16 protein-coding genes and 1 pseudogene are annotated in these 19,083 nt (G+C 71.9%); 6 read left to right on the forward strand and 11 right to left on the reverse strand.

All coding sequences use genetic code 11. The annotated features are described in order from the left end of the window. Positions 1–18: 18 nt before the first annotated feature. On the reverse strand, positions 19–1,239 hold the full coding sequence (locus tag CGL27_RS44235; RefSeq protein WP_205587969.1) for a glycosyltransferase: 1,221 nt from the start codon (positions 1,237–1,239) through the stop codon (positions 19–21). Positions 1,240–1,319: 80 nt separating this feature from the next. Between CGL27_RS44235 and CGL27_RS44240 the strand changes: the two genes are divergently transcribed. Together CGL27_RS44240 and CGL27_RS44245 are read left to right on the forward strand one after the other, a co-directional pair. Continuing rightward, positions 1,320–2,114, forward strand: a complete 795-nt coding sequence (locus tag CGL27_RS44240) for an aspartate/glutamate racemase family protein (RefSeq protein ID WP_119993249.1) — start codon at positions 1,320–1,322, stop codon at positions 2,112–2,114. Positions 2,115–2,212: 98 nt separating this feature from the next. After that, the gene (locus CGL27_RS44245) at positions 2,213–2,770 is read left to right on the forward strand and encodes a hypothetical protein (protein WP_078645727.1); all 558 of its coding nucleotides are present in this window, start codon (positions 2,213–2,215) and stop codon (positions 2,768–2,770) included. A gap of 128 nt (positions 2,771–2,898) precedes the next feature. Here the strand turns inward: CGL27_RS44245 and CGL27_RS44250 are convergent, their stop codons facing one another. Continuing rightward, positions 2,899–3,921 carry an O-antigen ligase family protein gene (locus CGL27_RS44250; RefSeq protein WP_240450849.1) on the reverse strand — a complete coding sequence of 341 codons (1,023 nt, stop codon included), beginning with the start codon at positions 3,919–3,921 and terminating at the stop codon, positions 2,899–2,901. A 204-nt stretch (positions 3,922–4,125) separates the two neighbouring features. Here CGL27_RS44250 and CGL27_RS44255 point away from each other — a divergent pair, with 204 nt between their 5' ends. The 3 genes and pseudogenes from CGL27_RS44255 (at position 4,126) to CGL27_RS44265 (ending at position 7,742) form a co-directional block, all read left to right on the forward strand. Beyond that, a complete protein-coding gene (locus tag CGL27_RS44255) occupies positions 4,126–4,605 on the forward strand; it encodes an NUDIX domain-containing protein (protein ID WP_078645729.1) in 480 nt (159 codons plus the stop codon). A 55-nt stretch (positions 4,606–4,660) separates the two neighbouring features. Further along, positions 4,661–5,466 (forward strand): annotated as a pseudogene (locus tag CGL27_RS44260) (3-hydroxybutyrate dehydrogenase). 257 nt (positions 5,467–5,723) lie between these two features. Continuing rightward, a complete protein-coding gene (locus tag CGL27_RS44265) occupies positions 5,724–7,742 on the forward strand; it encodes a GAF domain-containing protein (RefSeq protein WP_240450850.1) in 2,019 nt (672 codons plus the stop codon). Here the strand turns inward: CGL27_RS44265 and CGL27_RS44270 are convergent. Next, positions 7,736–9,157, reverse strand: coding sequence for an MFS transporter (locus CGL27_RS44270; RefSeq protein ID WP_078645735.1), 1,422 nt, complete (start codon positions 9,155–9,157; stop codon positions 7,736–7,738). The two genes, CGL27_RS44265 and CGL27_RS44270, sit on opposite strands and share 7 nt — an antisense overlap. A 198-nt stretch (positions 9,158–9,355) precedes the next feature. Further along, positions 9,356–10,036: a TetR/AcrR family transcriptional regulator gene (locus CGL27_RS44275; RefSeq protein ID WP_078645737.1), complete on the reverse strand. Its 681-nt coding sequence runs from the start codon at positions 10,034–10,036 to the stop codon at positions 9,356–9,358. A gap of 123 nt (positions 10,037–10,159) precedes the next feature. On the opposite strand from CGL27_RS44275, the gene CGL27_RS44280 reads away from it, so the two are divergent. Further along, the gene (locus CGL27_RS44280; protein WP_119993254.1) at positions 10,160–11,353 is read left to right on the forward strand and encodes a cytochrome P450; all 1,194 of its coding nucleotides are present in this window, start codon (positions 10,160–10,162) and stop codon (positions 11,351–11,353) included. A gap of 122 nt (positions 11,354–11,475) precedes the next feature. Here CGL27_RS44280 and CGL27_RS44285 read toward each other — a convergent pair whose 3' ends face one another. The 7 genes from CGL27_RS44285 to dhaK all read right to left on the reverse strand — a co-directional run bounded on the left by CGL27_RS44285 (position 11,476) and on the right by dhaK (position 19,057). Then, positions 11,476–12,837 (reverse strand): cytochrome P450, encoded by a 1,362-nt coding sequence (locus CGL27_RS44285; protein ID WP_078645741.1) that lies wholly within the window; start codon positions 12,835–12,837, stop codon positions 11,476–11,478. Positions 12,838–12,918: 81 nt separating this feature from the next. Beyond that, complete coding sequence (locus CGL27_RS44290) at positions 12,919–14,280, reverse strand: cytochrome P450 (protein ID WP_119993255.1); 1,362 nt, start codon at positions 14,278–14,280, stop codon at positions 12,919–12,921. A 14-nt stretch (positions 14,281–14,294) separates the two neighbouring features. Beyond that, entirely contained in the window at positions 14,295–15,218 is a 924-nt protein-coding gene (locus tag CGL27_RS44295; RefSeq protein WP_078645745.1) for a terpene synthase family protein, read from the reverse strand. Further along, positions 15,215–16,294: a polyprenyl synthetase family protein gene (locus CGL27_RS44300; RefSeq protein WP_078645747.1), complete on the reverse strand. Its 1,080-nt coding sequence runs from the start codon at positions 16,292–16,294 to the stop codon at positions 15,215–15,217. The genes CGL27_RS44295 and CGL27_RS44300 overlap by 4 nt, the downstream gene beginning before the upstream one ends. A gap of 663 nt (positions 16,295–16,957) precedes the next feature. Further along, a complete protein-coding gene (locus tag CGL27_RS44305; protein ID WP_119993257.1) occupies positions 16,958–17,374 on the reverse strand; it encodes a PTS fructose transporter subunit IIA in 417 nt (138 codons plus the stop codon). After that, on the reverse strand, positions 17,371–18,006 hold the full coding sequence (gene dhaL / locus CGL27_RS44310) for a dihydroxyacetone kinase subunit DhaL (RefSeq protein WP_119993259.1): 636 nt from the start codon (positions 18,004–18,006) through the stop codon (positions 17,371–17,373). Before dhaL ends, CGL27_RS44305 begins: the two co-directional genes overlap by 4 nt. 58 nt (positions 18,007–18,064) lie before the next feature. After that, a complete protein-coding gene (gene dhaK, locus CGL27_RS44315) occupies positions 18,065–19,057 on the reverse strand; it encodes a dihydroxyacetone kinase subunit DhaK (RefSeq protein WP_119993261.1) in 993 nt (330 codons plus the stop codon). Positions 19,058–19,083 lie beyond the last annotated feature (26 nt).

Genomic DNA, 19,083 nt, shown 5'->3' on the forward strand with positions numbered 1-19,083 from the left:
GTGCACGGGGCGCGGCCGTCAGGGCGCGGCGCTGGGGCGGGCGTAGGTGCGTCCCTTCCAGGCCGCGCCCTGTCCGAGGTGGTGCCGCACCGCCGAGTCCACGGTCATCAGGAGGTAGAGAAGGGCCGTCAGGGGCAGCAGCGGCGCCAGCCACAGGGTCTGCCGGTAATAGCGCAGCATCGGGATGTAGCTGCCCGCCATCAGGACCCAGGCGGCGGCGCCCAGCGACAGTAGTGCGGGACGCCCCGTCAACACCCCGGCGCCCACGGCCGTGGGCGGCACGAGATACACCACCGCCAGCCCCGCGACCGTCATCAGCAACAGCAGGGGATTGTGGCGCAGCTGGGTGTACGCGCTGCGCGAGACCATCCGCCACAGCTCGCCCAGCCGCGGATACGGCCGCACGCTGTCGACCCGGTCGGCCAGCCCCAGCCAGATCCGCCCGCCGGACCGTTTCACCGTGCGGGCCAGCGCCACGTCGTCGATGACCGACTGCCGGATCGTCTCCGGGATCCCGGCCCGCTCGGCCGCCTCCCGGCGCAGCAGCACACAGCCGCCCGCGGCCGCCGCGGTGCGCCCCCGGGGCCGGTTGACCCACCGAAAGGGGTACAGCTGGGCGAAGAAGTAGACGAAGGCGGGCACGATCAGCCGCTCCCAGCAGGTCGCCACCCGCAGCCGCGCCATCTGGGAGACGAGGTCCAGTCCGTTCGCCTCGGCCGCGCGCACCAACTCCCGCAGGGAGTCCGGTTCATGTGCGATATCCGCGTCCGTCAGCAGCAGGTAGTCGACGCCGACGTCGTCCTTACGGTCGCCCTCGCCCTCACGGTCCGCGGCGATACGGGTCGTCGCGAGCGCCATGCCGTGCCGCACCGCCCACAGCTTGCCGGTCCAGCCGGGGCCGGGTTCGCCGGGGGAGTCGACGGTCAGCGGCAGCCCTCCGTACTCCTCGGCCAGTTCACGGGCGAGCTTTCCGGTGCCGTCCGAGCTGCCGTCGTCGATCAGGAAGATCTCCGCCGGTCCCGGATAGTCCTGGGCGAGCAGCGAGGGCAGGCTGGCCGGAAGCACGCCGGACTCGTCCCGGGCGGGCACCACGACGGCCACCGAGGGCCATGCCGCGGGCTCCGGCGGCCCGGAGCCGTCCGGGCCCCTCCGGGGCAGCCGGACGTCCGTACGCCAGAAGAAGCCCTGGCCCAGCAGCAGCCACAGCCATGCGGCCAACGACCCGGCGGCGATCCACATCAGCGCGCTCACCCGCCGAAGTCTGCCCGAAGGTGTGCCCGGCCGTCGGGCGCACCGGACCGATCCATTAAAGTGACCGGGTGAAGATCGCGCTTATGGACTCCGGAATCGGGCTCTTGCCCACCGCCGCCGCGATGCGCCGACTGCGGCCGGACGCCGATCTCCTTCTCTCCTCCGACCCCGCCACCATGCCGTGGGGACCGCGCACGCCCGAGGAGGTCACCCAGCTCGCCCTGGGCTGCGCTCGGGCCGCCGCCGCGCACCGCCCCGACGCGCTGATCGTCGCCTGCAACACCGCCTCCGTCCACGCCCTGCCCGCGCTGCGGGCCGAGCTGGAGCCCGTGCTGCCGGTCGTCGGGACCGTACCCGCCATCAAGCCCGCGGCGGCCGGGGGAGGGCCGATCGCGATCTGGGCCACTCCGGCCACCACCGGCAGCCCGTACCAGCGCGGACTGATCCGCGACTTCGCGGACGGCGTCGAGGTGACCGAGGTGCCGTGCCCGGGGCTCGCGGACGCGGTGCAGCATGCCGACACCGAGGGGATCGACGCCGCGGTGGCCGCCGCGGCGGCCCGCACCCCGCGCGAGGTAACAACCGTCGTCCTGGGCTGCACCCATTACGAACTGGTCGCCGACCGCATCCGGGCCGCCGTGCAGCAGCCGGACGCGCCGCCGATCGCCCTCCATGGCTCGGCCGGGGCCGTCGCCGCCCAGGCCCTGCGCCGGATCGGCGCCGACCCCTTTCCGCCGGACGGCGTGGCCGCCCCCGGGGGTCTGACCGTCATCCTCGGCGGGTGCGAGGCCCCCTTGCCGGAGGTCGCCCTGACCTACGCCGAAGGAGTGCTGCTGGCACCCGTCGCCCCGGCGCGCGGTTGACAGCGGCGCCTCGTGCGGTGAGCTGACCGCAACGCTGTTCACCAGCGGAATCACTGTCCCCGCTGCCGTGTGGCCGGAACGTGGGTACGCTGCCAACCATGAGGCACCACGACCACGGAACGCCGAGCGCCCACGGGCAGCCGCCCGCGGTCTGGACCGGACGAGCCCACAACCGCGTGCAGTGGGTGCTGGCCGTGGCGGGCGCCGCGTGCCTGGCGCTCGGTGTCGACCTCGCCGTCGACTCACCATGGGGCTCGGGCCTCGCCCCGCTGCTGATGTCCGTCATCGGCTGTGTCACCGCCGGGCTGCTGATGCTCTTCGGCACCCTCGCCTTTGTCCATGTGGCGGTGCGGGTCGACGACGAAGTGCTGGAGATCCGCTGCGGCCATATGGGGCTCCCGCGCCGCCGCATCCCGCTCAGCGACGTGGTCCACGCCGATGTGGCCCGCAAGGTCACCCCCTGCCAGTGGGGCGGCTGGGGCTACCGCTGGCGTCCCGACAAGGGCACGGCGGTGGTGGTGCGCCGAGGCGAGGGCGTGGTGGTCCGCCTCGGGGACGGGCGCGTCTTCACGGTCACGGTCGACGACGCGGAGGCGGCGGTCCGGGTCATCCGTGACCGGGTGCGGCTGATCGCGGCGCGCACCTCCCAGGTCTAGCCGGTCCCCGTCCCCCTCTTTCGGGGGACGCGGATGACTTTCGGGGGACGCGCTGTCCGCCGCGGCCATCAGGGGCCCGCATCTTCTCTGTCGTCGGACGCGTCTGAGGGCGCCCGCCGTGCCGGGTCTCATGGCACCGCTCCCGGGCCGTCGTTCAGGCGGGCGGTCGCCAGTCCGGCGAGGAGGCCCGCTCCCGCGGTGATCTGGGAGAAGCTCAGGGCGTTGTCCAGACAGGACACGACGGCCAGGGCCGTGAGCGTCGCGGCCGCCGTAAGGACCACCGGAGTCGGGCGCGGAGAGCGCCACAGGGCGTGGAGCATCCAGCCGAAGGCGGCGCCCAGCAGGACCACCCCCGGCAGCCCCTGACCGGCCGCCTGCTGCAGCGGCGCCGAATGGGGTTTGGCCTCCGGGCCCTGCGGCTGGGCCGCCGCGGGGCTCAGCTCGCCGAAGCGGTCCGGGCCCGCACCGCGCAGCGGGTCCGTCTCCCCGATGCGGGCCGCGTCCTGCCACAGCCGGATCCGGTGCTCGGTGAGATGGGCGCGCAGGGCCGGCTGGAGCCCGCCCGGGACCGCGTCCTTGGCCACCGCCCAGGTGCCGCCGACCGCGACCGCCGCGATCAGCGCGCACGCGGCGAGCGCTGGCAGCCGGTGCCGGTGCCGGGCGGCGGTGAGCGAGCACACCAGGACGGCGCCGCTCGCGACCGAGCCCGCCGTCGGGCCGGCCACCACGGCTGTCAGCGTGATCGCCGTGGCCAGCAGCCACAGCGCCGGGCGCAGCGCCCGCGGGGCGGCCCAGGCCGCACAGCAGATCGCGCCCGTGGCCAGGGTGAGCTGGCCCGCGCCCGCCCCCTCATGACCGGTGAGCCCGTACGGCGAGGCGCAGGCCAGGCCGAACCCCGCGAGCCCGGCTGCCGCCGTCGCGGCGACCGGCAGCAGCGATCCGGCGATCCGGCCGCAGGCGTAACCGGCGGCCACCGCCAGTACCGCGAGCAGCACCCCCTCGGGGCGGGCCGGCCGCCCCATGGCCGCGATCAGGGCCCAGACGGCGCAGCCGGCCAGGATCAGGACCCCCGCGATATCGGACGCGCCGGCGCCTCCGTCGGCCGGTCTGCCGTGGTCCTGCACGACAGGCTCCACCACTGATGACGTCATCCCGCCGACCCCCCGTCGTGACGGGCACCGCACCGACACGCCTTACGGCCGTCGTGCGGGCCATGACACCCGAAACCGTAGCGCTTGTCGTAAGGAATGTGTATATGGTGCGCAGAAACGATGAGTCGGTCGTGAAACGCCCGCCGTGGAGGGCGCCGTTCGGCCGCCGTGCGCGCCCCCTTTTCCGCCCGATACCCTCGGCCCATGCCGACCCCCGACTTCATCCGTGACCTCAGGGCCTCCATCGGTCACCAGCTGCTCTATCTGCCGGGCGTGAGCGCCGTGGTCTTCGACGACCAGGGACGGGTGCTGCTGGGCCGCCGGGCCGACAACGGCCGCTGGACGATCATCTGCGGCATCCCCGAACCCGGTGAGCAGCCGGCCACGGCGGTGGTCCGCGAGGTGGAGGAGGAGACCGCGGTGCGCTGTGTCCCCGAACGCATCGTGCTCGTACGGACCCTGGCGCCGGTGACCTACCCCAACGACGACCGGTGCCAGTTCGTGGACGTCTGCTTCCGCTGCCGTGCGGTGGGTGGCGAGGCGCGGGTGAACGACGACGAGTCACTGGACGTCGGCTGGTTCCCGCTCGACGCGCTGCCCGAGATGGAGGACTTCTCCCTGTCCCGGATCAAGCAGGCGCTCCAGGACGGCCCGACATGGTTCGAGCCCACCGTCGCGGAGTGAAGTATGTGCCGCCCCCACATCGGACCGGGCCCGGCGGCTGCCTAGTGTGCCCCTCATGAGCGCGTCCACCACACCAGGCCCGGGCCCCCGGCCGTCCGACGGCCTCGATCTGTCCCGCCGTACCGCACTCGTCACGGGCGCCGCCGGGGGCATCGGCCGGGCCTGCACGCTGCGGCTGGCCGCCGCCGGGGCGCGGGTGCGGGCCGTCGATCTGGACGCCGAGGGCCTCACCGACCTGCTCGCCGCGGCCGCTGGACTGCCCGGCCCGGTCGAGGCCCACCCCTCGACCTCACCGACCTCGACGCCGCCGAACGGGCCGCCGCCGGCGTCGACATCCTGGTCAACAACGCCGGGCTCCAACTCGTCCGGCCCATCGAGGACTTTCCGCCCGAGGTCTTCTCCCGGGTGCTCACCGTGATGCTCGAGGCCCCGTTCCGGCTGGTGCGCGGCGCGCTGCCGCATATGTACGCGCGGGGCTGGGGCCGGATCGTCAACATCTCCTCCGTGCACGGACTGCGCGCCTCCCCGTACAAGTCGGCCTATGTGGCCGCCAAACACGGTCTGGAGGGGCTCTCCAAGGTCGCCGCCCTGGAGGGCGCGGCGCACGGGGTGACCTCCAACTGCGTCAACCCCGGCTATGTGCGCACCCCGCTCGTCGAACGGCAGATCGCCGACCAGGCCGAGGCCCACGGGATCTCGCCGGAGCGGGTCGTCGCCGAGGTGATGCTGGCCGATACGGCGGTCAAGCGGCTGGTCGAACCCGAGGAGGTCGCCGAGGCCGTCGCGTATCTCTGCGGTCCGCACACGTCCTTCGTCACCGGTGCCTCACTCAGCATGGACGGCGGATGGACCGCCCACTGAGCGGCCCATCGGATCGGTCACCGGGCGACGACGGCCGATCGGATCAGCCACCGGGCCACGAAAACGGATTGGCTCAGCCGTCGGCGGACAGTGGCCGATTGGCTCAGCCACTGGCGGACGGATTGGCGCAGCCATCGACGGACGGTGGCCCATTGGCTCAGCCACTGGACCGCGTACTGCCCGGCCGCCCCGTCGAAGGAGCACTGGGCCGCCTTACGGCTGGCGCCGCCGGGCCCGGCGGGAGTATGCCTGTGCCCATGTCCGACGACCGGCCGGAGGCCCCCTACCTGGAACTGCTCGTACGCGGCGCGCCCGCCGAGGCGTACGAGCGCCCGGTGCTGCGCGCCCGCGCCGACAAGGCCCCGGCCGACCGGCTGGCGGCCCTGGAGCGCGCCAAGCTGCTCGCGCTGCGGGTGCGCGGTGAGCTGGAGGGGCGACGGCGGCGCGAGGCCGAGCTGTCCGCCCTCTACGAGACCGCCCACGACCTGGCGGGGCTGCGCGATCTGGACGCGGTGCTCCAGGCCATCGTGCAGCGCGCCCGCTCCCTGCTGGGCACCGAGGTCGCCTATTTGACGCTGAACGATCCGACGGCCGGTGACACCTATATGAGGGTCACCGACGGTTCGGTCTCGGCCCGTTTCCAGCAGCTTCGGCTCGGCATGGGGGAGGGGCTCGGCGGTCTGGTGGCCCAGACCGCCCGCCCCTATGTGACCGAGAGCTACTTCCACGATCCGCGATTCCAGCACACCCACACCATCGACGCGGGGGTCAGGGACGAGGGACTCGTCGCTATCCTCGGGGTGCCGCTGCTGCTCGGCAGCGGGGTCATCGGTGTGCTGTTCGCGGCCGACCGCCGGGCCCGGGTGTTCGAACGCGAGCAGACGGCCCTGCTCGGTTCGTTCGCCGCCCACGCGGCCGTGGCCATCGACACCGCCCATCTGCTCGCCGAGACCCGTACGGCGCTCGCCGAGCTGGAGGCGGCCAACGAGATCATCCGGGACCGCAGCCGGGTCATCGAGCGCGCCTCCGAGGTCCACGACCGGCTCACCGAGCTGGTGCTGCGCGGTGGCGGGGTGCACGACGTGGCCGATGCCGTGGCCGAGGTGCTCAGCGGCTCCGTGGAGTTCCTCGAGGTCGACGAGGCGTCCGCGGCGGCCGTCGACCGGTCCCGGGTCGACGGCCACGCGGTGCGCGACGGCGAGGAGGACTGGGTCGCCGCCGTCTCTGCGGGTGGTGAGCTGCTCGGCGCGCTCGTACTGCGCGGCCACCCCCGGCTCGACCCCATGGACCAGCGCACCCTGGAGCGCGCCGCGATGGTCACCTCACTGCTGCAGCTCGCCCGCCGCTCGGCGGGCGAGGCCGAACAGCGGGTGCGCGGTGAGCTCCTGGACGACCTCCTCGATACCCCCGACCGCGAGCCCCGGCTGCTGCGCGAGCGCGCCGCGCGGCTCCGGGCGGACCTGGACACGCCCCATGTGGTGCTCGCCGCGGGCATCGAGGCTCCGGACACCGGCACCCCCGCCGCCGGTCCCGGCGGCACACCCGGAAGCGGCCCCGGCGCCACACCCGGAAGCAGGTCAGGCGGCGCACCCGGCGGCGGCTCCGGTAGCGCGCCCGCCGAGGACGCCGAGGGCCGTCGGCGGCTGTGGTCCGCCGCCTCCCATCTGGCGGTCACCCGGCACGGTCTGGCCGCCGCCCGCGACGGCGGCACGGTTCTGCTGCTGCCGCTGGCCGACGGCGACACGGCCGACGCCCTCGCCCGCCGCACCGCCCGGCAGCTGGGCACCGCCGTACACGCCGCGGTCACCGTCGGCGCCTCCGCACCCGTCCCCGCGCCCGCCGCACGGCCCGGGGAGGTCGCCGCGGGCTATGCCGAGGCGCGGCGCTGTCTGGCCGCCCTGCGGGTGCTGGGCCGGGCCGGACAGGGCGCCGCCGCCGAGGACTTCGGCTTTCTCGGCCTGCTGCTGGCCGGTACCCGCGAGAGCGCCCCGGACGGCACCGGCGTCCAGGACTTCGTGACCCGCACCGTGGGCGCGGTCATCGACTACGACGAGCGGCGCGGCACCGAACTGATCCGCACCCTCGACGCGTACTTCGCGGGCGGGATGAGCCCGGCCCGTACGAAGGACGCCCTCCACGTACACGTCAATACGGTGGCGCAGCGGCTGGAGCGGGTCGGGCGGCTGCTCGGCCCCGACTGGCAGTCGCCCGCCCGCTCCCTGGAGATCCAGCTCGCCCTGCGGCTGCACCGCCTGGCCTCGGCCGTGGGCTACTGAGCCGAGGCCGAACGGGCCGTTCGCTCCGCCGCATCCGGTGCGGGGCGCGGGGACGGGGCCGAGGTCGGTTCGACGGCGGCCAGATCGCGGTCCCGGGTCTCCTTGGCGACGCCCACGGCCACCAGGGTGAGCAGGGCCGCCGCGATCACATAGAGCGCGATCGGGGTGGCGCTGTCGTAGTCGGCCAGGAGCGCGGTGGCGATCAGCGGGGCGGGCGCACCGGCCGCGACGGACGAGAACTGCGCGCCGATCGACGCCCCCGAATACCGCATCCGGGTGGCGAACATCTCGGAGAAGAAAGCCGCCTGGGGTGCGTACATCGCGCCGTGGAAGATCAGCCCGACCGTCACGGCGAGCAGCAGCGCCGGGAAGCTCTTGGTGTCGATGAGGAGGAAGAAGGGGAAGGCCCACGCGCCCACGCCGACCGCGCCCAGGAGATACACCGGGCGGCGCCCGATCCGGTCCGACAGCGCGCCCCATGCCGGGATGACCGCGAAGTGCACGGCCGAGGCGATCAGTACGGCGTTGAGCGCGGTCTGCTTGCCGAGGTCCACATGGTCGGAGGTCGCGTAGACGAGGACGAAGGCGGTGATGACGTAGTAGCTGATGTTCTCGGCCATCCGCGCGCCCATCGCGATCAGCACATCCCGCCAGTGGTGGCGCAGGACCGCCACCAGCGGCATCTTCTCGGTGGCCGCCTCGCCCGCGGCCGCCTTACGGGCCTCGGCCCGGGCCTGCGCCGCCTTGAACACCGGCGATTCATCGACAGAGAGACGAATCCACAAGCCGACCAGTACCAGCACCCCCGAGAGCAGGAACGGCACCCGCCATCCCCACGCCTCGAAGGCGTTGTCGGAGAGCAGGGCGGTGAGCGCGGAGAGCACCCCCGTGGCCAGCAGCTGCCCGGCCGGGGCGCCGGTCTGCGGCCAGGACGCCCAGAACCCGCGCCGCCGCGGGTCCCCGTGCTCCGACACCAGCAGCACCGCCCCGCCCCATTCGCCGCCGAGCGCGAACCCCTGGATCAGACGCAGCGCGGTGAGCAGTACGGGCGCCGCCGAACCGACCGTGGCGTGGGTGGGCAGCAGCCCGATGGCGCAGGTCGCGCCGCCCATCAGCAGCAGACTCAGGATCAGCAGCTTCTTACGGCCGAGCCGGTCGCCGTAATGGCCGAAGACCAGGGCGCCGACCGGCCGGGCGGCGAAGCCGACCGCGTAGGTCAGGAACGACAGCAGCGTGCCGACGAGCGGATCGGAGTCCGGGAAGAAGAGCTTGTTGAAGACCAGGGCGGCGGCCGAGCCGTAGAGGAAGAAGTCGTACCACTCGATGGTGGTGCCGATGAGGCTCGCGGCGACGATGCGGCGCAGTGAGCCGGGCGGGGTCGGGGGAGCGGAGGCCGGAGAATCCGGGGTGGTCATGGGTCACCACTTCCGAGCGGGGTGCGGGGACGATTTTGTGTTGCCACACCGTAGAAATGCGCACTTCGGCTCGGATATGTAGGCGGGCGACACACTTCGCCCGGCCACTGTGGTGACGCGCCCCGCCCAGGGTGCCCCCGAGTCGGCACGGCCCCGTCCAACATGCCCCGGGTCGGCGCCTCTCGCCCCGAATGCCCCCTAGTCGGCCCGCCCCGTACGAGGCCGCCGCACCTTGCCGAGCTGGAGCATGGCGGCGCCGAGCTGGTCCCCGGTGAGCGAGGGGGCCGGGAGCGGGTGGGACCCCTCGGGGCGCAGCCCGTCGAGCAGCAGGGCCAGATAGCGGCGCCAGGCCAGCGGTGCGGCGACGGTCGAGCCCGGGACCGCGCGGCCGAGCGCGGCCAGCAGGAACAGCAGGTCCTCCGCCGTGGTGTCCTTCCGGGCCGCGCCCTGCTCCTGAGCGCGGCGCAGAAGGACGTCGAGCGTCTTGTGGTTCTCCTTACGGAGCGCGTCGAGCGAGGGGACGCCCTGGATGCCGGTGGTCATCAGGTCGTTGGTGCCCCGGTCGGCGGCGAGCAGTCCGAATATGCGCTCCAGATAGGCTGTCAGGCCGCCCCAGGCGTCCGGCGCCGAGCGGGCTTCTTCGGCGGCCCGCAGGATTTCCCGTAGGGATTCGCCGAATACCGCCTCGATGAGTTCCGCCCGGCCGGCGAACCGCCGGTAGAGAGTGGCACTGCCGACTCCGGCCCGACGGGCGATGTCGTCGAGCGGGGCGTCCACACCCTGATCCGTGTAGATCTCCCGGGCGGCAGCTATCAGCATCTCGCGGTTGCGCCGTGCGTCTCGGCGCAACGGTGTCTCTTTCTCCACACGGCTGCCCATGGCCCGCAACCCTAACACTAACCGGGGGAATCTCTCCGGTTAGGTGTTAAGATCATCGAAGGAGCGGGGAACTGTCCCCGATTCTGGCTTCGGGGGAAGCCGCCGTCCGACTGAGGGGATCGCATGCCCCAGGATCTGTCCGCGCTCGGCGCGGATTTCGTCGTCAATCCGTATCCGGTCTACGCACGCCTGCGGGAACGGGGCCCGGTCCACCGGGTGCGCACCGACGCCTCCGGTGAGTTCTGGCTCGTCGTCGGCCATGAAGAGGCCCGCGCCGCGCTGACCGATCCCCGGCTGAGCAACGATGTCCGGCACTCGGCGGCGTGGCAGGACGACGGCGGCAACGCCATCGGGCGGAACATGGTACAGACCGACCCGCCTCACCACACCCGGCTGCGGGGGCTGGTGGCCCGCGCGTTCACCCCGGGGCGGATCGAGGCACTGCGCCCGCGGGTGCGGCAGATCGCGGACGAACTCCTGGACGCCATGGTCCCGTTGGGCCGGGCCGATCTCGTCGAGGACTACGCGCTGCCGCTGCCCCTGGCCGTCATATGCGAGCTGCTCGGCGTCCCGGAGACGGATCACAAGGCGTTCCACGACTGGTACCTCGAGAGCACCGACATGACCCGCCCGGAGGCCGCCGGTGCCGCCGCCCAGGCCCTTACGGGGTACTTCGCGGAGCTCATCGAGTCCAAGCGCGGCGCTCCCGGCGGCGATCTGCTCAGCGCCCTGGTCCGCACCATGGACGAGGACGGTGACGCCCTCTGTGACGAGGAAATGCTCGGCATGACGTTCGTGCTGCTGGTCGCCGGTTACGAGACCTCCGCGAACCTGATCTCCAGCGGCACCCTCGCCCTGCTCCGCCACCCCGAGCAGCTGGCCGCGCTGCGCGCCGACTGGTCGCTGCTGGAGGGCGCGATCGAGGAGATGCTGCGCTACGACGGCCCGGTGGAGAGCGCCGCGTTCCGCTTCACCAAGGAGCCGGTGGAGATCGCCGGTACCGCCATTCCGGCCGGGGAGCCGGTCGCGGTCGCCCTGGCCGCCGGGTCGCGCGACCCCCATCGCTTCGCCGAGCCGGACCACTTCGACATCCGGCGCTCGTCGCGCGGCCATCTCGCCTTCGGGCACGGGGTCCACCACTGCCTGGGCGCCCCGCTGGCCCGGCTCGAAGGAGCCGTCGCCTTCCGGGCCCTGCTGGAGCGCTGCCCCGATCTCGCGCTGGACGCCGATCCGGCCGAACTCGCCTGGCGGCCCAGCCTGATGCTGCGCGGACTGCGCCGGCTGCCGGTACGGTTCACGCCCACTCCTGACGCCTGAACTCCGGCTCCGGACGCCTGAGCCCCCGCCCGCCCCGGCCGGATACGCTCGACGGGCCGCCCCGGCCCGGCACGCTCGACGGACCGCGGTGAGCGCCCACCGCGGTCCGAGGGCCAGGGCGTTCAGCGTGGTTCCGGAATCATGCGCAGCGGACCGGTGGTGAGGCTCATCTGCGCCCTCGGCCGGATCTTCGTCCCCGGAATCGGGCGCATCCGCCAGCGGCCCGCGATCGCGGCCAGGGCCAGTGTCGCCTCCGTCATGCCGAAGACATCGCCGATGCACTTGCGGCTGCCACCGCCGAACGGCAGATACGAACCGCGCGCCACATCCTTGGCCCGCTCGGGGAGCCAGCGGTCGGGGTCGAAGGACTCCGGGTCGGGGAAGAGGGCCGGATCGCGGTGCAGCACATACGGGCTGATCAGCACGTCCGACGCCGGGGGCAGCCGCCGCCCGCCGAGCTCGGTGGACTCGGTGGTGGTCCGGGTGAACAGCCATGCGGGCGGGAAGAGCCGCAGCGCCTCGCTGAACACCCGCTGGGTGTAGGCGAGCCGGGGGACGTCGGCGTAGCGCGGGGCCCGCCCGCCCAGCACCTCGTCGACCTCGGCGTGCAGCGCGGCCTCGGCCCGGGGATTGCGGCCGAGCAGGAACCAGGCCCAGGTCAGCGCGGAGGCGGTGGTCTCGATCCCGGCCAGCAGCAGGGTCATGACCTGGTCGTGGATCTCCTGGTCCGACATCGTGCCGCCGGTCTCGTCGTCCTGTGCGGCGAAGAGAGCGGACAGCACATCGCCGCGGTCGCCGTCGTCCGCCGCCTTGTAGTCGTCGATCATGCGGTCGATGAGCTGGTTGAGCCGGGTGAGCGCGTCGTCGAAGCGCCGGTTCGCCGCGAGCGGAAGCTTGGCCAGCAGCCCGGTGGGGTCGATCGCCTGCCGGTAGGCGCCCTCCACGACGATGGGCAGACAGTGCTGGATCTCGGCCACGGCATGCGGCGCCATATCGGTCGAGAAGAGCGCACGGGCCGTCACCCGCGCGGTGAGCGCGAGCATCTCATGGCTGACGTCGATGGGACGGCCCGCCGTCCACGCCGTCGACTCGGCCTCGCACTCCCGCTCCATCACCTCGGCGTACCTGGCGATCCGGGCGGCCTGGAAGGCGGGCTGTACCAGCCGGCGCTGCCGTCTGTGGTCCGCCCAGTCGGAGGTGATCAGGCCGTTGCCCAGGATGGGCTTCGCCTTCTCCTTGACCGGCCCGCCGGTGTCGTAGATCCGCGCGTTCACCAGCACCTGCTGGACCAGCTCCGGATGACAGGGCAGAAAGACGGGCCGGGGCCCCAGCCGGAGCTCGACCAGATCGCCGTAGGCGGGCAGGGAAGCCAGGAACTGAAGCGGCTTGCGGCCCATCAGCAGGGCATGGCCGGCCAGCGGAAGCCCGCCGGGGGCGAGGGCGTGCCGCCAGTGGCGCGTCGCCGGTTGCTGCGCGGTCCTCATGCGGAAGAAGTCCTTCGCTCGCGAGGTGGGGTAGGGAAGGTATGGGCGTCCGGTCCGGGGCGGACCCCGGACCGGACGTCGTCAGCGCGGCTCGCACACCATCGGCAGCGGGCCGGGTTCGAGCGTCGCCTTCGGCTCGGGGCGCAACGTCGTCCCGGGCACCGGGCGAAGACGCCACCGGCTCGCGATCGTCGCCACGATGAGGGCGGTCTCGGTCAGCGCCAAGACGTCGCCGATGCATTTGTGGCTGCCCGCGCCGAACGGGAGCAGGGCCCCGCGGGGCACCTCCTTGGCACGGTCGGGGAGCCAGCGCTCTGGGTCGAACCGCTCGGGGTCGGGGAACAGTTCGGGGTTGTGGTGCAGCGCCTGGGCGCTGTACAGGATCATCGTGCCCGCCGGGATGGTGCGGCCGCCGAGGTCCGTCTCGGCCGCCGTCACCCGCATCGCCATCCAGGACGGCGGATACAGCCGCAGCGACTCGGTGATGACCCCGCGGGTGTACTCCAGGGACGGCAGGTCCTCGAAGGTGGGCGAACGGCCCTCGAGGGCCTCGTCGATCTCGGCGTGCACCCGCTTCTCCACCTCCGGGTGGGCGCCCAGCAGATGGAAGACGAAGGCGAGCGTCGAGGCTGTGGTCTCGCTCCCGGCGACCAGGAAGGTGACCACCTGGTCGAGGACCTCGCCGTCGTCCAGCCCCTCGCCGGTCTCGGGGTGTTCGGCGCGCAGCAGCGTGGAGAGCAGATCGCCGTGGTCGGCGCCGGAGCGCCGGCGGTCGCGGATCATCTCTTCCACGATTTCCCGCAACCGGGCATTGGCCCGGTCATAGCGGCGGTTGCCCGGGGTGGGGAGCTTCTCCATGATCCCCAAAGGCGCCATGGTGCGCTTGTAGATGCCGTGCGAGACGATGCGCAGACAGTGGCGCGCCTCGTCGATCGTCGCCTCGTCGATCCCGGTGGAGAACAGCGTCCGCGCGGCGACCCGCATCAGCAGGGCGTGCATGGTGTCGCTGAGGTCCAGGGTCCGCCCCGGCTCCCAGGAGCCGATCGCGGCGCGGGTGTCATCGGCGACCGCGGCGGTGTAGTCGGCGATCTTCGGGGTGTGGAACGCGGGCTGGATCATCCGCCGCTGAGTGCGGTGATCCTCGCCCCGGGAGACCGAGAGGCTGTTCCCGAGCAGCTGCCGCGCCTTGTCGAAGACCCCGCCCTTGTCGAACACACGGGGATTGAGCAGCACATGGCGGACCAGCTCGGGATGACAGGCCAGATAAGCGCGGCTGGGCCCCAGCCTGACCTCCACCAGATCGCCGTGGGCGGGCAGGGAGGCCAGGAACTGCAGCGGACGGCGCCAGAGCGCCAGAGTGTGCCCCAGCAGCGGCACCGAGCCGGGCGCCGTGCCGGTGGTCCAGGAGCGCTCCGGCTGTGCGGAGCTCTTCGTGGAAGTCACGGTTCCCCGTTCCCTTACTGAATGCGCGAGTTGACGTCGTTGACGGCCGTCTTGTAGCGCTTGTTGCTGATGGTCCAGACGAAGTTGCCGTAGATCAGATCGAGGAAGACGTCCTGCGTCAGCTGGTCGAACACCTTGATGCACTCGATGTCCTCGATCATGTCGTCGAGCCGGGCCTGGAAGAACTCCTTGAACGTCGTCTCATCGCTCACATCGCAGAGCCGGAAACAGTTGGTGATCTGGCCCAGCGAGACCTCGCGGTCATAGGAGTAGAAGTCGTTGACGATGGTGAGGCCGCGGGTGGTCATGCGCGCGGCCAGGCTTGTCTTGGCGTGTTCGGTGAACTCCGGATGCCGGTAGATCGGATACGACATCTTCATCCAGAAGTCGACGCCGATGTCCGTGACCCGGAAACGGAAATACTGCTCCGGGGACGTGGTGCACAGCGCCGCCTTGATGGGCGAGTCGCGGAACATGTGGTCGCTGGTGACGAAGGCGCGCGCGGCCTCGTACGCGACCTCCGCGTCCTCGGGGCTGTAGTACTTCTCGCAGATCGCGCGCAGCCGCGGCAGGAAGAGATCGAAGTCGTGCAGTGCGGGATCCATGTCGTCCCACACGAACGTCACGCAGTTCAGGACGCAGACGGCCTTGAACGCCTCCATGTCCTTGATATGGCGGGGGCTCTGGGACCAGAGCACCACCCCCATATAGGAGATCCAGCGCTCATCGGAAACCGATTTACCGAGGGGGGCCACCGCCGCGTTGCAGTCGTCTATGACCTCGCGCAGTTCGGCGTCGGTCAATTCGACCTTGGTGGGCCGGGTGACGACATAGCGGTCGAACATCTCCTGGAAGCGCCCGGTGCACTCCTCCAGGTACGGGCGGACGCTGCTCCGGCTGATGTCCTGGGCCCCGGCCGTGGAAAGTCCTGTCGTCATGAGTTCCTCACAGTGGCCATGCGGGCGATCAGCTTCAGCGCGTTGACCGCGTCCGCGGTGAATGGGGCGTCGTCGAGGGCCCGCAGGGCCTGTGTCCGGCGGTCGTCGATCATCTGCTCGACGGCCTCCCGGGCGGTGGTGGCGGCGAAGATCTCCTGAATGGTCACGGCGTCCGACTCGTCGAGCAGCGGATTGCCGATGAGGCTGCGCAACCGCGCCGCCTGGGCGCTGTCGGAGCCGCGCAGGGCGAGCGCGATCAGGGTGGTGTTCTTCCCGGCCCGCAGATCGTCCAGCTGGGACTTGCCGGTGGACTCCGGATCGCCGTACACGCCCAGCAGATCGTCGCGGAGCTGGAACGCCTCGCCGAGCGGCAGGGCGTAGGCGGTGAACGCCTCCATGGCCTCCGGGGCGGCGCCCGCGATGGCGGCTCCGACGTGCAGCGGACGCTCGATGGTGTACTTGGCGGTCTTGTACCGGTTGACGGTGAGGGTGGCCTCGACGTCGTCCGTCAGCTCCCCGGTGGCCTGCAGATCGAGGTACTGGCCCAGCATCACCTCGGTGCGCATCTCCGACAGCAGCGGCAGCACGGCGTCGAACTGGGCGGGGGTGAGACCGGCCGAGTGCAGCAGCTCGTCCGACCAGGTGAGCGCGAGGTCGCCGAGCAGCACCGCCCCGCTGACCCCGAACCGCTCGATCTGATCCGGCCTGCGGTCGGCGGCGCACAGCGCGGCCAGGGTGCGATGGATGGTCGGCCGGCCGCGGCGGGTGTCGCTGTCGTCCATGACGTCGTCGTGGATCAGCGCGAAGGCGTGGAACATCTCCAGGCAGGCGGCCACCCGGAACACCGCGTCGGTGTCCTCACCGCCGCCGACGGCCTGCCAGCCGGTGACACACAACAGGGGCCGTATGCGCTTTCCGCCGGACAGGAAATCCTTGAGCAGTCCGGAGAGATACGGCAGATGGTGTTGCGGAGTGGTGCGGGCCTTGGCTGTCAGAAAGTCTTCGAGTACGACGTCCACCGACTCGCGGACGGTATCCGCATCCAAGCGACCGGGGCTGAGCGTGGGTGTGGTCATGCGACTGACTCCTCCACGTCGAAATGTCGAAATCCGTTGATTAAGGAGAAGAAAACAGGCACGCGGAAACCCTTGTTTCTCTGGAAAAGATGGATTGCCGTGTGTGCTGTGTACGGCACCATGAAGGCAGAAGCGGGATGTGACCGCTGCCCCATGGTCGATGGGTCGAACGCGCCGCGACGGGCGCGAAGATCAGACGCTCAGGGGACCATGAGATCGGCGCGGTCGGGTCATTTCCGCGCGTGGAATCCAAGCCAGCCCGCAATGGGGCCCCGGCCGGTGCGACACCCGCGTCGGCATCATCGGTTCGATGGATGCCAGATGTGCGCGGGCACACTCAATTACGCCCATTTATTCCCCCTGAGTGCCGCCGGTCCCCCCACTCGGACATCAGCAGTCTAGACGCAAGATCGACGGATTCGGAAGCCCGTTCTGGTATCGCGCCTATCACTTGACGGCGGGGGGCCGGGGAGGTCTCGCCGCGCCGGGTGCGGTCCGAAACGGGCAACTCGCCCCGTACGCGGCGAGTATCAGCGGAATAAGCGGCCGCGCAATATTGCGGCAGAGGGTTCGTTGAAGATCGAACGAGGCTCCGCCTTCCCCGGCGGAGCCCCGTTCAATAGCCTTGTGGAGCCCGATCTTGTGGGGTCGGACCTCGCGGTGTCAGACCTTGCGGTAGTCGTACGCCTCCGAGGCCGCCTGGAGCACCCCGTCCACATCCGCCCCGGTGGAGGCGGTGACGAGCGCCGCGACCGCCCCCTCCACGAGCGGGGCGTCCACCAATCGGGTGCCCTCCGGCAGTTCATCGCCCTCGGCCAGCAGCGCCTTGACGGCCAGGACCGCGCTGCCCAGGTCCACCAGGACCGCCACTCCGGCGCCCCGGTCGACCGCGTGGGCCGCCTCCGCTATGAGCTCCGGACTGGTGCCGAACCCGCCGTCCGCGGTGCCGCCCGCCGCGCGGACCGGCGCCGCGCCACCGCCGGACAGCCCCTTCGCCATCTCGGCCACCGAGTCCGCCACCGCCGCGCTGTGCGACACCAGCACTATGCCGACCAGCTTCTTCTCGCCCTCGTCGGTCATCGGGCCGCCTCCGCCAGTGCCGCGATGAGCAGCGCCGACGAGGTGGCGCCCGGGTCCTGATGGCCGACGCTGCGCTCACCCAGATAGCTGGCCCTGCCCTTGCGCGCCAGCATGGGCGCGGTGGCCAGCGCGCCCTTCTCGGCGGCCTCGCCCGCGGCCGCGAACGACCCGGTGGCCCCGCCCAGCGCCTCGACGGCGGGGAGCAGCGCGTCCAGCATCGTCTTGTCGCCGGGCGCGGCGCCGCCGAGCTGCGCCACCGCGTCCACCCCGGCCCGCAGCGCGTCCGCCAGCTGCTGCGGGGTGATCTGCTCGGCGTCGCCGAGCGCCTTGCCGGCCCGCCGCAGCAGCGTTCCGTACAGCGGTCCGGAGGCGCCGCCCACCTTGGAGATCAGCTGGCGCCCGGCCAGGATGAGCGTGGCCCCGGGCGAGCCCGGCGGCTCCTTCTCCAGCGCCTCGGCCACGGCGGCGAAGCCGCGCTGCATATTGGTGCCGTGGTCGGCGTCGCCGATCGCGGAGTCCAGGTCGGTGAGGCGGGTCGCCTCACGGCTCACGGACGTGGCCGCGGCGGTGAGCCATCGGAGGAAGAAGGGGGTGTCGAGCGTGTCATCGACGGCGGGTTCACTGCTGGACACAGGCGCCTCCTCGGTCGTAGCCAACGGCGACAGCGTACGTATCGGGGGCCGGCCGGCCTCAGGCACCCCAGCGCAGCCCGGCGGTCCGCACGGGCGCGTCCCACAGCCGCAGGAGGTCCTCGTCGACCTGGCACAGCGTGATCGAAGCGCCCGCCATGTCGAGTGACGTGACGTAGTTGCCGACGAGCGTACGCGCCACCGCCACCTGCCGCTCGCCGAGCACCCGGTGCACCTCGGCGGCGAAGCCGTACAGCTCCAGCTGCGGGGTCGCCCCCATGCCGTTGACCAGGAGCAGCACCGGGTTCTCCGGGCGCAGGTCCTCGACCACCACCTGCACGGCGTAGTCGGCGATCTCGCGGGAGGTCATCATCGCCCGCCGCTCACGCCCCGGCTCGCCGTGGATGCCCACGCCCAACTCCAGCTCCCCGGCGGGCAGTTCGAAGGTGGGGCCGCCCTTGGACGGGGTGGAACAGGGGCTGAGCGCGACGCCGAAGCTCCGCGAGAGCTCGTTCACCCGCCGGGCGATCGACTCCACCCGCTCCAGTGGTGCGCCCTCGGCGGCCGCCGCACCCGCGATCTTCTCCACGAACAGGGTGGCCCCGGTGCCGCGCCGGCCCGCCGTGTAGAGGCTGTCGGTCACCGCCACATCGTCGTTGACCAGGACCTTCGCGACCTGGATGCCCTCGTCCTCGGCGAGCTCGGCGGCCATGTCGAAGTTGAGCACATCGCCCGTGTAGTTCTTGATGATGAACAGCACGCCGTTGCCGCTGTCCACCGCCGCCGCGGCGCGCACCATCTGATCCGGCACGGGGGAGGTGAACACCTCGCCGGGGCAGGCGGCGTCGAGCATGCCGCTCCCCACGAAACTGCCGTGCAGCGGCTCGTGTCCCGATCCGCCGCCGGAGACCAGCCCCACCTTGCCCTCGACCGGCGCGTCCCGCCGGACGATCACCCGGTTCTCGACGTCGACGATCAGTTCGGGGTGGCAGGCGGCCATTCCGCGCAGCGCGTCGGCGACCACCGTCTCGGGGACGTTGATGAGCATCTTCATGGGTGTGTCCGTCCTCCGCCGGATGG

Source organism: Streptomyces sp. 11-1-2 (assembly GCF_003595545.1).
In the GTDB taxonomy this organism is placed as follows: domain Bacteria; phylum Actinomycetota; class Actinomycetes; order Streptomycetales; family Streptomycetaceae; genus Streptomyces; species Streptomyces hygroscopicus_B.

What these genes read in the sequence shown, in the direction of transcription:
- CGL27_RS44275 (WP_078645737.1), bottom strand. Translation starts at nt 10,036, where the DNA reads ATGGGCAGCCGTGTGGAGAAAGAGACACCGTTGCGCCGAGACGCACGG.
- CGL27_RS44300 (WP_078645747.1), bottom strand. Translation starts at nt 16,294, where the DNA reads ATGACCACACCCACGCTCAGCCCCGGTCGCTTGGATGCGGATACCGTC.
- CGL27_RS44255 (WP_078645729.1), top strand. Translation starts at nt 4,126, where the DNA reads ATGCCGACCCCCGACTTCATCCGTGACCTCAGGGCCTCCATCGGTCAC.
- CGL27_RS44265 (WP_240450850.1), top strand. Translation starts at nt 5,724, where the DNA reads ATGTCCGACGACCGGCCGGAGGCCCCCTACCTGGAACTGCTCGTACGC.
- CGL27_RS44280 (WP_119993254.1), top strand. Translation starts at nt 10,160, where the DNA reads ATGCCCCAGGATCTGTCCGCGCTCGGCGCGGATTTCGTCGTCAATCCG.
- CGL27_RS44250 (WP_240450849.1), bottom strand. Translation starts at nt 3,921, where the DNA reads ATGACGTCATCAGTGGTGGAGCCTGTCGTGCAGGACCACGGCAGACCG.
- CGL27_RS44245 (WP_078645727.1), top strand. Translation starts at nt 2,213, where the DNA reads ATGAGGCACCACGACCACGGAACGCCGAGCGCCCACGGGCAGCCGCCC.
- CGL27_RS44235 (WP_205587969.1), bottom strand. Translation starts at nt 1,239, where the DNA reads ATGTGGATCGCCGCCGGGTCGTTGGCCGCATGGCTGTGGCTGCTGCTG.
- CGL27_RS44285 (WP_078645741.1), bottom strand. Translation starts at nt 12,837, where the DNA reads ATGAGGACCGCGCAGCAACCGGCGACGCGCCACTGGCGGCACGCCCTC.
- CGL27_RS44305 (WP_119993257.1), bottom strand. Translation starts at nt 17,374, where the DNA reads ATGACCGACGAGGGCGAGAAGAAGCTGGTCGGCATAGTGCTGGTGTCG.
- CGL27_RS44270 (WP_078645735.1), bottom strand. Translation starts at nt 9,157, where the DNA reads ATGACCACCCCGGATTCTCCGGCCTCCGCTCCCCCGACCCCGCCCGGC.
- CGL27_RS44295 (WP_078645745.1), bottom strand. Translation starts at nt 15,218, where the DNA reads ATGACGACAGGACTTTCCACGGCCGGGGCCCAGGACATCAGCCGGAGC.
- dhaK (WP_119993261.1), bottom strand. Translation starts at nt 19,057, where the DNA reads ATGAAGATGCTCATCAACGTCCCCGAGACGGTGGTCGCCGACGCGCTG.